Origin of the sequence: Xanthobacter versatilis, from assembly GCF_043193975.1 — a bacterium.
Classification (GTDB): domain Bacteria; phylum Pseudomonadota; class Alphaproteobacteria; order Rhizobiales; family Xanthobacteraceae; genus Xanthobacter; species Xanthobacter autotrophicus_E.
The window spans coordinates 43,517-55,629 of the sequence record NZ_JBAFVB010000007.1 but is presented as its reverse complement, the minus strand read 5'-3'; the positions used below and the strand labels follow the sequence as shown (position 1 = coordinate 55,629).

Sequence of the window (12,113 nt, the reverse complement as noted above, 5' to 3'; positions counted from 1 at the left end):
TCGCTACAGCGAAAACGTAGTGCTCATCGCCGTCACCCGGCACGGCCTCGGCCCGTCAATCCTTCGGCCAACAACGGTAGCGCGTCCACCAGGAACCGCATCGCCCATCGCTGAGAGACGACGCTCTCCATGGCGCCGAACGAAAGACTGCAGAAGGTCCTCGGGGTGGTCGGTCCATTGTCGGCGCTTGCGACGAGATGAAGGGTCGGTGACAGCGTCAGGCAGAGTCGCATTGCGTACCAGTCGTCAATGGGACCGGCCACATAATGTTCGCGGCCCGAGCCCGCAGGTTGATAGCTCATGCAGAGGGGCAGGCGTTCCTGGGTATCGGCGTGGGGAGCGCCAAGGGTGATGCTGGCGCGGTGCGTGGCTGCGGGATCGATGCTGAACGTGACGCCCATGTGGGGTTCGGTCGTGTCGAGCGAGGCGAAGAGAGCCGGATTGCACCAAGCTCCGATGATGGCTTCCGACGACGCATGAATAAGACGGCGGTGCCGGACGAGCAGCGGACGCCGGTGGGCTGAGGAAACGTGCGGGAACATGAGGTGACCTCTCGCGTGAGAAGAGCGCCTCACCCCGGCCTGGGTGGTGTTATGGAGCAGGTCGAGAGAAGACCCAACGATGATATTCGCTGGACGAGGATAGAAGGGGAGGGAAAGTACTGCTTCTGGCATTGAGACGGAGGGAGCCAGGCCGGGCATGAGACGCTGCCGGGCAGAAGCGCGTCGGCTCAACTCATATAGAAGTATCGTCTGCGTCAAAACACCGGGCACCTGTTCAGGGTAAGCGCCGCGTTATCTAAACAGAATGTCACCCTATGTTCAGCGATGCCTCTATTTTTATTGCGAGGTCATCTTCGGTCAACTCACTCGCGGCCAGCGCCAACCATGTTGTCACCGCTGCGGCATCATCCATAGTCAGATCGTAGCCGTTGAGGGCGAGAAACAGCTCGCACACCACGAAGGAGGTGCGCTTGTTGCCGTCCACGAAGGGATGGTTCTTGGCGATGCCGTAGGCGTAGGCAGCTGCCAGGGCCGCCACGTCAGAGGCGGACAACTGCTCTTGGCTGGCTTCGTCCTGCTGCATGTAATGGTAACGGTTCTTCGGGCGATCAAGGGCTGTTTCCAACAACCCCTCGTCGCGCACGCCCCTGCCGCCGCCATGCTCCGCGAGCTGGGCGTCATGAACGGCGAGCACCACGGCCTTTGTGACCCAGCGCGGTTCCTGCCGGACGGCCGGCTCGTTCACTTCGCCAGCTCACGCAGCACGTTGCGCCGCTTCTTCATGATCTTACGGGCTTCCTCCATCTGCGCCTCGAACTCGGGTTCGTAGGGCGTGAGGTGATAGCCATCCGGCGTCTCGGTCAGATAGAGCGTATCGCCCTGCTCCACCTTGAGGCGGGCCAACACCTCCTTGGGCAGCACGGCGCCGACCGAATTGCCGATCCTTCCAAGCTTGAGTGCGACCATGGCGATGGCTCCTTCCGTATGTACAGATGTATGAACGAACGCGGGACGTCAAGGCAGGTCCGCTTCCGCGCCCAGCAGAGCGGACCTGCATCAGCCCAATCAGGCCTCGGTGAAGGGCTCCCAGTCGTCGATGAGACGATGAACCGGCGAGAAGTCCGTGTACCGCGCATGCAGGCGCGCGGAAAGGTCGGGGTCGCCCGCAGCGCCAACGGCCGCGATCACATCCTCCAAGGCCAGCGCCATGAAGGGTACCCCGTCAGGTCGGCGGTCGAGCATGGAGCGGTAAAGCTCCACGGCATACCAGGCCTCCCGGTTGGCGGCAGGCGCGATCGTGACGAAGAGGCCATGAGCACCCTGCCCCCACTGCTCCCGGATCAGAGCGGCCAGGAGATGCTCGGCGGTGAGCTGGGCGAGGTGACCGGTCAAAAGGCTCGGCGCCTCGGGATCGAGATGAAGGGCGCAGGCACGGGTGAGTTCCCGATACCGGGCAGACCCGCTCCGCCCCGGCTGTCGCATATCCTCCGAATACTTGACCTCGATGGCGATGAAGGCGGGCCGACCGTTTGGGCCGGTACCGCTCACGAAGAGGTCGAAGGCGGTGTAGTCGCCAAGATAGCGCGGGTCACCACGGCCCGGCGAGTGCTCAAAGGCCAACTTCTCCACCTTCGCGAAGAAGCCGGGGAAGAGGCGCTCGAAGAGCCGATGGCAGCGCTCCTCGTCCACCTGGCACAGTGCGAACAGGTTGAAGGTGAGCGGCTGGCTCGACAGGAGATTTTCCCACAGGCGCTGCTCATCGATGAGGGCGCCATATTCTCGATAGGCTACGGCACGGCGAGCCAGCCGGGCGATGTCCGGCGTCAAGAAATTACGGCCACGACGCGCATCCGCGGGATCCAGGCGACTGCCCAGGACGCGGAGGCGCCCATCCCGCCCTCGATGCCGGCCGGCAGCAAGTCCACGCCCTGCACGCCACAAAGATTGCAAAAGGCGCGCACAGCTCGCAAATCGGGTATCCCCCGCCTCAAACACGTGATGCCTCTGGAGAATATCCCGCGGCACAAGGGGGAGATGTATATTGCCGTAAGTGTCTTTATTTTCAGTCATTTCGTCACCAAAACGCTTATTGGTGACGAAGCTTCCCGCGCATCAGCGACAATATAACGCAGACCTGCGCCAACTTGAAATTTCAGCAAAACACTATATGTTTAAAGCTTGGGCATCCCCCAGGCGTTTGGATAAATTGCCTGGAGTCACCTTCGGATGTCCCTTCCGACTTCTCAGCCCCTCCCGCCTTCTGCAACTCAGCCGCAGGTCACGGCGCGCTTTGGCGCTCATTTTGCGCCGGCCTTTCCCGTTGGCGCTCGTTCAGCCGAATTCACTTGGCGGAAGGCGCCCCCAGCGACAACCAAGTATATTAGCCGCGATCAGGCCATCAAACTTTACAGTTCTATACTTTTTGCAAACTATCAGGGCGTCGTTCTAAACGTAGAACTGACGATAGCGTGGAAGGTGGCGAATATCGTCAGCGCCAAGGCTGTTACCCAAAATTTGGAAAGGTTCCTCGATCGATTTCGCAAGTTTATGGCACACCGAAACCTTTCTGCATTCTATTACGCAGTGCATGAAAACGGGAAGACGCTTGGATACCACACACATTTAGCACTACATGTGCCGGATCGGTATCGAAAGGATTTTCACCGATGGTGGCACAATATTGACAATGCATCAGACGGCTCTGATGGCACGGAGAGCTTCATGAACGCGCGCTTTCATCGCGACGATTCGGTGCATAGCCAGTGGCGTTGGTTCCAGTACTGCATGAAGGGCCTCGACCCCAGGCTAATGCCCAAGGAAAAACCGATTAATGGGCAAAAGAATACTGACCTGAATACATTGGCTGGCGTTTGGCGCAGAGAAACCGGGCGGGTCGAAATGCGGAGGGTGCTGACATCACGGTCACTCGGCCCGGATGCCCGAAGCAAGGCGGGCTACCAGCCGCCCTTTTCCTTCAACCGTGCGCCCTTTGAAGAGCGCTATACGGATGCGGAGTATAAACGCGGCCAGTCGGAGCGCATGGCGACAAAATTCCCCATTTTAGAGCCGTGTTGATTAGGCCGTTTACGGAGGCTCCGCTTATGAAGATACTCAATAAGCGGAGCCTCCGTATCCCATCTTCCGCCTGGAGCCCGGCGAAGCGATCGATAAATCAATGGATTAGGAGGGGCATTTTTGGCTAACGCGATTGGAACCCCATTTCTTGGCCAACCGCGCAAGCAATGCCTCCAGGCCCCGGTCCTCCTCGGGCAAGCCGCCATCACGAACGATGGTCCCCCGGCCGGGGTAGAAATTCCACTGGTCAATCTTGAGCTGGTACAGGGTCTTGCGCTCGAACATGATCCCGAGGCTGTTGAGGCGGTCGATGGCCTGCACCATTTTGGGCGGATCATCGGGGAGAGGGGCATCAGTCTGGATCGTGGTCTTGGGCACGGTTTCCTCCTTTAGCCCGCTCCTGCTCAGCATTGGGCGCAGGGGGGCATTGGTGCTGGGGCTAGGGGGAGTGCTGGTGGTCATGGAGATGTTGGTGGGTGGATGGTGGGTGGATGGTGGGTGGACCGATCGTGATCGAAGGGGGGTATTGCGATATTGCGCGTGACGCGCAGCCTGAACACCGATGACCTGCGTCGCGTTTGGGGTGTGGCTCAGACAAGCTCGTGCGCTTCGGGAGCGGGCAATCATCGTTAGAAGCCTCGACGGGGCACCGATACAGCGTTCGCTCTAATTGCGTGACCCGGGGGCTGCACCGACAAAAAAGGCCCCGTCTCCCTTGGCTTCAGGAGACGGGGCCTTGTCCGGCTATCGCTTTAGAGGTCAATCCTTTTTGGCCGTCAATCCGAAGGAAGGCAGCCAAGAAAGATCGGGGGGTGGCGGAAGCTCGTCGCGGCTGTGGCCGAGCAGCTCGAGCATGCCGTCAATCCCTTTCTGTTCAAGCACTTGACCGTCACGGACAATCAAACCCTTTCCGGGATAGAAAGTCAGGTCGCGCACCTTGAAGTAGGTCTGATCCTCATCCATGCGGAAAGGAATGTTGAAGATGAATAACATCTCCGAAAACTCTTCCGTATCGAAGATTTCACGGACAAACTGCTGGTAGGTTTCCACCTCGTATGGCGACGTCTCCGTTGGCATGTTTGGCTGGTCCTCGTGCGGCGGTTGTCCGGAGCAGGCCGCGGCTCGGTTACGCTCCTCCATCACCCTGCTCCGCCAGGCAGTGCGTGGAGCCAGTCCCGAGCTGCATCCATGGTGACCAGAGTGCGGCGGCCGACCTTCTTGATCTTCAGCTGTCCGGATTCGATTTCCTTGTAGGCGAGTGACCGGCCGATCCCGGCCCACTTACAAAACTGCAGAACTGAGAGGGCACCATGCCCGTTTTCTTCTGCCATATTCAGCCTCCATTTGATGTTGGCTCCGACGATATAGAGGCGGCTTCGCGGATGACTCATCGCGGTCGCGATTTTTTTGCTGGGCTTCGAAGCAATTGGGCGGGACCTCTACGCGGAGGCTTGGCCGTCGGACTAAAGCAGGCCGTCGGGGGCGGGCCGGAGCTGCGGCAGCATTGGCCGCAACCCGATAACGGTATCCAGACAATCAGCTTGTAGGGTCCTGGATAGGCGCTGGGAACACAGCGCGTCCGCCAAGGCTGAGTGCGGGTGCTCGCATTCGCCATCCCACGCGCGCTCGGCAGGGGCCGGACGAACATCGACAAGATCGCTGTCCACGACTCCGCTTGGCGCCCGTCGCCTCCTGCATCCGGATTTGACGTAGCGGCGTGGTAGCGCTCAACCGCGATCTGTCTGGAGCGGACGGCGGCAATTTGCCGGGGTTCGCGTCCGGTGGTTGGGGGAAGCATGCGGGCGCGTATCCATCGCGGGACAAAGCAGATCGGCGGCTCCGTGATTGAGCTGGAAGCGCAGGGGCAACGCCTTCTGCTCGACTGCGGCCTGCCTCTGGATGGCGATGCCAATGATGAAGCCGCGCTTCCGCCTGTACCCGGCTTCTCGGAGCCCGACCCGTCGCTGCTCGGCGTCGTGATTTCCCATGGCCATCGCGACCATTGGGGATTGCTCGGGCGGGCTCATGCAGGGTTGCCCATCTTCCTGGGCGCGGCCACCGAACGTATTCTGAACGCCTCCGCCTTCTTCATTCGCGACCTGCCGGCCATCTCGGCGGCCGAACACCTCGCGGATGGCCGGCCACTGTGTATCGGCCCATTTACAATCACGCCGCATCTGGTCGACCACTCGGCGTTCGACGCCTATGCGCTGACAGTCGAAGCAGGCGGGCGGCGCCTCTTCTATTCGGGCGACATCCGCAGCCACGGCCGCAAGGGCGCCCTGTTCGAGAAGCTGGTGAGCCGGCCGCCCCGAGGCATCGACGTGATGCTGATGGAGGGATCGAGCCTCGGACGGCTGGATGAAGACGCGCGTTTTCCCACCGAGACCGAGATAGAGGCCGCTTTGACGGACGTTATCCGTCGCACGCCCGGCATGGCGTTGGTGGCCGCATCGGCCCAGAACATCGACCGCGTGGTCTCCATCTTCCGCGCGGCGAAGCGCAGCGGGCGCACGCTGGTGGTTGATCTCTATGCCGCCGAGATGCTGCACGCGACGGGCAGGGACAGCATTCCCCAGACGTCCTGGCCTGAGGTCGCCATGTTCACCCCGTGGCACCAGCGGGTGAAGGTGAAGAAAGCCGAGCGCTTCGACCTGATCGAGCGGCACAAGAGCGGTCGCCTTTATCCGGAAGACCTCGCAGCGCATCCCGAGCGCTATGTGCTGCTGTTTCGCGGCAGCCTGCTCGACGATCTGCTCGAAGCCGACTGCCTCTCGGGTGCCCATGCCATCTGGTCGCAATGGGCTGGCTATCTGAAGGATGAGAAGATCGCCGCGCTCCTCGCAAAGCTGAAGGCGCACGGCGTCGGCTTTGAGGTCATCCATACCTCGGGCCACGCCTCCATCCCCGATCTGAAGCGGCTCGCGGGCGCCATCGCGCCGCGGGTCTTGGTGCCGATCCACACCTTTGAGGCGGACCGGTTCCCGTCCCTGTTCGAGAACGTCTTCGTGCGGCACGACGGCGAATGGTGGGAGGTCTGAATGGCTGGGTTCAAGCGTGGCATCCGCAAGAGCGGCATGATCGAGGCCCTTGCGGAGCTTGCGACCAAGGATAGCTGGTGGCGGGATGTCCTCCACGACAAGAGCCTCGTCATCGGCGTGCGGGACGACTATCTCAACGTCTACTGGCGCGGCCAGTCCATCTTCAAGGTGGAGATGAAGCACGACCGCATCGTCGCCACCACACACCCCAAGTACCTGCTCAACCCGGATCTTTCCGGCCAGGTCGCGCTCGACGCCGAGACCGGCGCTTTCGCCCTGGATGGCTTCGATGCGCTGACCCGCGCCTATGTGCCGGGCGAGACGCTGGGCAAGCTGAAGCGGGCGGCGGGCCTGTTCGCGGGCGAGGAGAAGGAGGGTGTGCAGGCGATCGTCAGCGCCAATCCCAACGTGGTTGATGTGGAGGTCGCCTTCCCCGCTGAGCCCGGCAGCCGCAGCGTGCCCCGCATCGACATCGCCACCTTCAACGAGACCGAGGACGGCGTGAAGCTGGTGTTCTGGGAGGCCAAGGTTCTCGGCAATCCGGAGCTGCGCACGGCGGGGGACAAGAACGTGGTCAAGCAGATCGAAAACTACCGGACGCGCCTGACGCAGCATGCTTCAGAGGTCATCGAGACCTATCGGCTGATCGCCCGGCATCTCGTCGCCTTCGCCGACATGAGCGGCGGCGCCCGCATGGTGGCCCCGGCGGTACGCAATGTGGCGGACGGCGCTCCCCTCTCCCTCTCGTCCCCTCCCGATGTGCGCCTCATCGTCTATGGCTTCGATGCCGACCAGCGCGATGGGGCGTGGAAGAAGCTGCTGGCCGCCAATGCGGAGCAGCTCAAGGACATCGAAATCCTCGCGCGCGGCAACCCCGGCGACATCAGGCTGTAGGCTCCCGGTGTCGGGCTCATGCTGCGATGCCCGCCGCCAGCGCCCGCAAGAGCTGCTCTGCATCCGCCCCGGCCCGGTGCCGAGGCGGGGCTTCCTCCACCGCCGCCATGGCGCGTTCGCGGCACCGCTCCGGCAGGGTCCGCAGCAAGCCGGCCCAGTTGCCGAGGACGAAGCTGGGCCTGATGCCGGCGGCACTGAACAAGGTGCGCAGCCAATGGGCGTCGTAGGGACCGCCATCGCACCAGACGAAGCCATCCCCAGCGTCTCGTTCAGCGTCTTCGCCACTTCTGACGGTGGTGCGCCGCCGGCCAGTTCGCTCATGGCGATGCCGTGCACCTTGCGGGAAGCCGGGCTCCAATGGCCGAAGCGGCGCCAGTCGTCGGTGGGGCGGATCAGGGTGGACCAGACCGTGATGGGGTCGCCTTCCCGAGACCAGACGGCGAGGCCCACCTCGATGGGGTAACTGCCCTCTTCCAGCGAACTCGCCTCGAAGTCGATGGTGCGAACGGGCCAGGAGAGCTTCGTGTTGCCGGACATCGCTTCCATTTTCCTGCGGTTCCGGGAGAGCGCACCCCTCCCCTGAGCTACACCTCGTTGTCCTCGCGCGAGCCCGCCTATCGGCAGAACCGGCTGAGAGGAGCGCTCTCTTTCCAAAGTGTTAGGGAGCGTCAAACCGGCCGGAACTGTGAGATGTGCGGGTGCGGGCGGGCTTCAGGGCTGCCCCTTCACCTTGAACTTCGCGCCGCTGTAATGGGCGTCGAAGGCGAACGTGGTCTTGTCCGCAGGCAGGGCGAAGTGGGCCAGCAGATGGGCCTTAAAGGGGGCTCCGGCAAGCTGTCGGTCGATATAGACCGTGAAGCGGTCGTCCCGCACGTTGTAGACGACGCGACCACGCGGCCAATCCTCGTATTCTCCGATCACCTTGAGCCTGCGCTGCAGGGTCGGCCAGAACTCATAGTGGGCAGTGGACTCGGTCTTGAAGTCTCCGTAGTCCTCCGCCTCCTGCCACGGCGTTTTGCAGGAGGCGAGTTCCGGCCGGCCACCACGCATGACGAACCAGAAGATGCCCACGCACGCCGCTGAAGGCTCAGCCCCGTTCTCCCGCACCTCATCCGGGGCTTGGGCGGGCTCGGTCACATGTGCCGTCATGGTGTGGCCTCCTTGCTTCAGCGGTAGTTGTCGGCCTTCGGGCTGTGCTGCGGCACGACGCAGAGGCGGTAGAGGATGGGGTCGCCGGTCCCCGACATCAGGCCACCCTTTCTCAGCTGGACAGCGAGGGTGCCGAGATAAAGCGGAGCAATCTCGAATTTGATGCTCCCCCGCTCTCCCACGGCTTCGCAATCGGTGTCGATCTCGTAGAAATAGCCCTGCGCGGAGATCCGGCGGATGCGGCAGTGGGTCTCGTAGAGATGAATCTCGGACTTAGTGATGAGCATCCGGTCCTTACTGTCCGGGTCATCGCAGCCACCGTCCTGCCCCGATGAATAGAGCCCCGGCTGGATCGGCTCCAGCTGTCGGTTCAGGGCGTAGCTAGCGCCCGGCCCCAAAAGAAAGCCTGTACCTGCGATAAATATCGAAGCCAGAAGCCCGACCGGAATAGCCAAACGGCGCATGACGCGCTCCCCTTGATCGTGAACTCAGCTGGATCAGCAACCGGACCAGGGCCGATCAGGGTTGGCCCGGCTCGACTGTCGCCGCGCCCATCAGCCCCCTCAGCCGCTCCGGCTTCATCACCTTCACCATATTCACGTAAGGGGTCAGAAATTGTGCGAGCTCGGTGAAACCTCCCGCTTCGAAGGTCACACGCAGGCTGCCATCCGCCAGCATTTCCATCCTCTGATCGGGATGCAGGGACTGGTCCCTGAACTCCGGTGCAATCGACGGGTCGAACACCAGTTCGATGGGCTCCGGCTCCTCCTGGAAGAACCCGAATGAGCGCTCCGCATAGGCGCGCAGGCTGAAGCCCTCCGGGCGGCTCGCCCGCTCCTCCAGTTCAGCAACGGAGTCGATGCGGTCCAGTCGGAGCTGGTGGGGCTGGTCGTTATCGGGAAAGCCCACCACCAGATAGTGGGACCGACCGAAGATCAGTCCATAGGGGATGGCCCTATAGCTCCGCGGTGTTTCGTCGCCGACCTTCCGATACCGGATTTCGAGCAGACGGGCGGCGAGGATGGCATCTCGTATGGCCTTGAGGACCTCGGGCTTGCAGAGCTGTGCCGGCCCCGGTGTATGCGCCCAGACCTCGGTTTCCAGATGCAATTCGACGTCCGGTTCCAGGCGCCGACGGTCCGCCGCGCGCAGGCCGGCACTGATCTTCTGGGAGAGGCTGTCCAACAGGCTTGCGCGCGCGGGATCGCGCGCCCGCATGGCCTGGGCGAGATTGCGCAACTCCGCCAATTCCGCGGCCGTGGGCGTGGCGATGAACTGAACCCCCTTGGGGAGATTGGGAAGCCGGAAGCGGACGATCTTGCCGTCGTGCATGCGCTCTAGCGGCCCGAACATATCGGCGACGAGATTGCGCATGCGCTCCGCCGTGCTTCGGGATACGCCGTGCCGAACGCTGATCTCTTCCAGACTGAGGCCGGTGGATGAAGCAGCCAGGTTCAATGCGAGTTCAAGCGACGCCCGCACCTTGTCGAAACGCATGACGTAAGCCCGCAATTATCCGGTGACCGCCACAGGAGCAGGGCACCACCCAATGATGCAACCTATTGGCGAAGCCTGAGCCCGGCAATGCGAGATTCTATCTGAAATCTCGATTATCTGAAAAGCCGATTATTTCGGCGTCCGCTCCCCCATGCGGATGCTGGAATTGCCGCGCGACCTTCGTCAGCCCCGTTACGCCAGACTGCGCGAACTCATGATTGAGGCGCGCAAGGCGGCTGGGCTGTCACAGGCGGCGGTCGCGGCAAAACTCGGTCGGCCGCAGTCGTACATCGCAGACATCGAACGCAACGAACGGCGCATCGACGTCATCGAGTACCTGGCGCTCGCCGACGCCATTGGGTTCGACGCAATCGGCATTCTGGAGCAAGTTCGCGCAGAACCGGGAGAGTGACCAAGAGCGGCAGTCGCTGGTTCTGACCACCAGGCCTCACCCCTTCTTAGGCGCCAACTCCTTCACATTGCTCTCGGGCACAATGCCCAGCTTCGGGAAGGCCGCGCGGATAGTGTCGGCCACATAGGACGGCGCGAGGTGGGCGTAGTGCTTCTCGGTGATGCGCGTGTCCGCATGCCCGAGCTGTGCGGCGATCACGCCCATGGGCACCCCGGCCATGGCCAAAGTGCTGGCATGGGTGTGACGGAGCACATGAAAGCCGATGGCCGGCACGATCTTCGCCGCAGCGCAGGCCTCCGCCAGCGGCCGGGTCTGTTGCGCCGGCTTCCAGGGGCCGCCGTCATCGCGCGCGAACACCAGCGCGCTGCCGTCCTTGCCATGGGTCAGACTGCGGAACAGCGCCGTGGCTTCGTCGGTCAGGACGATGTGACGAGGCTTGCCCCCTTTCGCCTCCCGCACTGCGGCCGTGCGAGCATCGAGATCGATGTCCACAACCTTCAAGCGGGCCAACTCGCTATATCGCGCACCTGTCAGCAGTGCACCGCGCACCAACGAACGAAGTGGCTCCGCACAAGCGTTCACCAGCCGCGTGCATTCGGCGGGCTTCAAATAGCGGATCACCGGCGCATCCACCGCGGCGAAGGGCTTCACTGCGCGCCACGCTTCGTCACTGCTGATGTGCCGTTCGTGCCAAGCGTGGTTCAGGGCCGCCTTCAACACCGTGAGGATGCGATTGGCGGTGGCGCGGCGTGAGCGCACCGCATCCGTGTCGTCATGATCCACCGCCTGTGTGGCCCGTTCCTTGGCGGTGCTCTTGGTGCGGACCATCTTGGGTGCGGTGGCGATGCCCCGATGCCAATCGCGGATGCGGCGCGTGGTGAGCTTCGCCAGCTCGACACCGCCGAGCGACGGACGAATGTGGATCTCAATGACCCGGCGGGTGGCATATTCCGACCGGCCGCCTTTCCCCACATAATGGGCGATGTAGTCGTCGCAGGCGTCGCCCACGGTGTAGGGGCCGGCGCTGGCGGAGAGCCCCAGCGCACGGCGCTCCTCTTCCTGGAACCAGCCGCGAGCCGCCGCCTGGGCTTGGCTGAAGGACAGGTGTGCGACGCCATCCGCATCCTGCACGTCGTCCGTCGAGCCGAGCGCATGTTCCGTGTAGCGCTTGCGCTCGCCATCCCATCGCCGGGCCAGCCAGCTGCCGCCACTCTTCTTCCGCCGATAGCCGAGGGCGAGCCCGCCATCGAGCTGTTTCCAATAGGGCTCGCCCCGCACGGCTAGTCGTGCTCGGGCGGTGCGGGTTTCGAGGGCTGTATCTCGGACGGTGCGGGCCATGGGAAGAATGGGAAGATTTTGGGGAGTAAGTGGAGACGAACGTCAGCGGATTCTCGCGAACGGGAGGAGATTAACATATTGTGATTCAATGATCTAGCAGGATCCACCCTGGTCCGCCGATGCCCATGCATTCTCCCTCTCACGGCGAAAACAGGGGTTCGATTCCCCTTGGGAGCGCCATTTCTTTCGAAGGTCCAGCCCCGC

General features: G+C 62.7%; 16 protein-coding genes. 4 read left to right on the top strand and 12 right to left on the bottom strand.

Going from position 1 to position 12,113, the window contains the following annotated elements; translation table 11 throughout:
- Positions 1-32: 32 nt before the first annotated feature.
- From V5F66_RS14715 to V5F66_RS14700, 4 genes are all read right to left on the bottom strand, one after another.
- Positions 33-542 carry a hypothetical protein gene (locus tag V5F66_RS14715; protein WP_394094124.1) on the bottom strand — a complete coding sequence of 170 codons (510 nt, stop codon included), beginning with the start codon at positions 540-542 and terminating at the stop codon, positions 33-35.
- 268 nt (positions 543-810) lie between these two features.
- The gene (locus tag V5F66_RS14710) at positions 811-1,248 is read right to left on the bottom strand and encodes a type II toxin-antitoxin system death-on-curing family toxin (protein WP_394094123.1); all 438 of its coding nucleotides are present in this window, start codon (positions 1,246-1,248) and stop codon (positions 811-813) included.
- Positions 1,245-1,469, bottom strand: a complete 225-nt coding sequence (locus V5F66_RS14705) for an AbrB/MazE/SpoVT family DNA-binding domain-containing protein (RefSeq protein ID WP_229646284.1) — start codon at positions 1,467-1,469, stop codon at positions 1,245-1,247. The genes V5F66_RS14710 and V5F66_RS14705 overlap by 4 nt, the downstream gene beginning before the upstream one ends.
- A 99-nt stretch (positions 1,470-1,568) precedes the next feature.
- Positions 1,569-2,573: a PGN_0703 family putative restriction endonuclease gene (locus V5F66_RS14700; protein WP_394094122.1), complete on the bottom strand. Its 1,005-nt coding sequence runs from the start codon at positions 2,571-2,573 to the stop codon at positions 1,569-1,571.
- 156 nt (positions 2,574-2,729) lie between these two features.
- On the opposite strand from V5F66_RS14700, the gene V5F66_RS14695 reads away from it, so the two are divergent.
- Positions 2,730-3,578, top strand: a complete 849-nt coding sequence (locus V5F66_RS14695) for a hypothetical protein (RefSeq protein WP_394094121.1) — start codon at positions 2,730-2,732, stop codon at positions 3,576-3,578.
- A gap of 105 nt (positions 3,579-3,683) precedes the next feature.
- Here V5F66_RS14695 and V5F66_RS14690 read toward each other — a convergent pair whose 3' ends face one another.
- The 3 genes from V5F66_RS14690 to V5F66_RS14680 form a co-directional block, all read right to left on the bottom strand.
- Positions 3,684-3,956, bottom strand: a complete 273-nt coding sequence (locus tag V5F66_RS14690) for a hypothetical protein (RefSeq protein ID WP_394094120.1) — start codon at positions 3,954-3,956, stop codon at positions 3,684-3,686.
- A 381-nt stretch (positions 3,957-4,337) separates the two neighbouring features.
- Positions 4,338-4,718, bottom strand: coding sequence for a hypothetical protein (locus V5F66_RS14685; RefSeq protein ID WP_394094119.1), 381 nt, complete (start codon positions 4,716-4,718; stop codon positions 4,338-4,340).
- Complete coding sequence (locus V5F66_RS14680) at positions 4,718-4,909, bottom strand: MerR family transcriptional regulator (protein ID WP_394094118.1); 192 nt, start codon at positions 4,907-4,909, stop codon at positions 4,718-4,720. Before V5F66_RS14680 ends, V5F66_RS14685 begins: the two co-directional genes overlap by 1 nt.
- 465 nt (positions 4,910-5,374) lie before the next feature.
- On the opposite strand from V5F66_RS14680, the gene V5F66_RS14675 reads away from it, so the two are divergent.
- Complete coding sequence (locus tag V5F66_RS14675) at positions 5,375-6,619, top strand: MBL fold metallo-hydrolase (RefSeq protein WP_394094117.1); 1,245 nt, start codon at positions 5,375-5,377, stop codon at positions 6,617-6,619.
- On the top strand, positions 6,620-7,513 hold the full coding sequence (locus tag V5F66_RS14670) for a hypothetical protein (RefSeq protein ID WP_394094116.1): 894 nt from the start codon (positions 6,620-6,622) through the stop codon (positions 7,511-7,513). It abuts the gene before it with no gap.
- 16 nt (positions 7,514-7,529) lie between these two features.
- On the opposite strand, the gene V5F66_RS14665 is transcribed toward V5F66_RS14670, so the two are convergent.
- The 4 genes from V5F66_RS14665 to V5F66_RS14650 form a co-directional block, all read right to left on the bottom strand.
- Positions 7,530-7,715: a hypothetical protein gene (locus V5F66_RS14665; protein WP_394094115.1), complete on the bottom strand. Its 186-nt coding sequence runs from the start codon at positions 7,713-7,715 to the stop codon at positions 7,530-7,532.
- A 509-nt stretch (positions 7,716-8,224) separates the two neighbouring features.
- Positions 8,225-8,662: a hypothetical protein gene (locus V5F66_RS14660; RefSeq protein WP_394094114.1), complete on the bottom strand. Its 438-nt coding sequence runs from the start codon at positions 8,660-8,662 to the stop codon at positions 8,225-8,227.
- Between the two features lie 17 nt (positions 8,663-8,679).
- Complete coding sequence (locus V5F66_RS14655) at positions 8,680-9,126, bottom strand: hypothetical protein (RefSeq protein WP_394094113.1); 447 nt, start codon at positions 9,124-9,126, stop codon at positions 8,680-8,682.
- A gap of 55 nt (positions 9,127-9,181) precedes the next feature.
- The gene (locus V5F66_RS14650) at positions 9,182-10,159 is read right to left on the bottom strand and encodes a helix-turn-helix transcriptional regulator (RefSeq protein WP_394094112.1); all 978 of its coding nucleotides are present in this window, start codon (positions 10,157-10,159) and stop codon (positions 9,182-9,184) included.
- Between the two features lie 151 nt (positions 10,160-10,310).
- Here V5F66_RS14650 and V5F66_RS14645 point away from each other — a divergent pair, with 151 nt between their 5' ends.
- The gene (locus V5F66_RS14645; protein ID WP_394094111.1) at positions 10,311-10,571 is read left to right on the top strand and encodes a helix-turn-helix domain-containing protein; all 261 of its coding nucleotides are present in this window, start codon (positions 10,311-10,313) and stop codon (positions 10,569-10,571) included.
- A gap of 36 nt (positions 10,572-10,607) precedes the next feature.
- Here V5F66_RS14645 and V5F66_RS14640 read toward each other — a convergent pair whose 3' ends face one another.
- Positions 10,608-11,909, bottom strand: coding sequence for a tyrosine-type recombinase/integrase (locus tag V5F66_RS14640; protein ID WP_394094110.1), 1,302 nt, complete (start codon positions 11,907-11,909; stop codon positions 10,608-10,610).
- Between the last annotated feature and the right edge of the window lie 204 nt (positions 11,910-12,113).

Excerpts from the sequence above, each read along its gene's own strand:
- V5F66_RS14715 (WP_394094124.1), bottom strand. The coding sequence starts at position 542 with ATGTTCCCGCACGTTTCCTCAGCCCACCGGCGTCCGCTGCTCGTCCGG.
- V5F66_RS14700 (WP_394094122.1), bottom strand. The coding sequence starts at position 2,573 with ATGACTGAAAATAAAGACACTTACGGCAATATACATCTCCCCCTTGTG.
- V5F66_RS14705 (WP_229646284.1), bottom strand. The coding sequence starts at position 1,469 with ATGGTCGCACTCAAGCTTGGAAGGATCGGCAATTCGGTCGGCGCCGTG.
- V5F66_RS14695 (WP_394094121.1), top strand. The coding sequence starts at position 2,730 with ATGTCCCTTCCGACTTCTCAGCCCCTCCCGCCTTCTGCAACTCAGCCG.
- V5F66_RS14645 (WP_394094111.1), top strand. The coding sequence starts at position 10,311 with ATGCGGATGCTGGAATTGCCGCGCGACCTTCGTCAGCCCCGTTACGCC.
- V5F66_RS14675 (WP_394094117.1), top strand. The coding sequence starts at position 5,375 with ATGCGGGCGCGTATCCATCGCGGGACAAAGCAGATCGGCGGCTCCGTG.
- V5F66_RS14685 (WP_394094119.1), bottom strand. The coding sequence starts at position 4,718 with ATGGAGGAGCGTAACCGAGCCGCGGCCTGCTCCGGACAACCGCCGCAC.
- V5F66_RS14655 (WP_394094113.1), bottom strand. The coding sequence starts at position 9,126 with ATGCGCCGTTTGGCTATTCCGGTCGGGCTTCTGGCTTCGATATTTATC.
- V5F66_RS14660 (WP_394094114.1), bottom strand. The coding sequence starts at position 8,662 with ATGACGGCACATGTGACCGAGCCCGCCCAAGCCCCGGATGAGGTGCGG.
- V5F66_RS14680 (WP_394094118.1), bottom strand. The coding sequence starts at position 4,909 with ATGGCAGAAGAAAACGGGCATGGTGCCCTCTCAGTTCTGCAGTTTTGT.
- V5F66_RS14650 (WP_394094112.1), bottom strand. The coding sequence starts at position 10,159 with ATGCGTTTCGACAAGGTGCGGGCGTCGCTTGAACTCGCATTGAACCTG.
- V5F66_RS14670 (WP_394094116.1), top strand. The coding sequence starts at position 6,620 with ATGGCTGGGTTCAAGCGTGGCATCCGCAAGAGCGGCATGATCGAGGCC.
- V5F66_RS14640 (WP_394094110.1), bottom strand. The coding sequence starts at position 11,909 with ATGGCCCGCACCGTCCGAGATACAGCCCTCGAAACCCGCACCGCCCGA.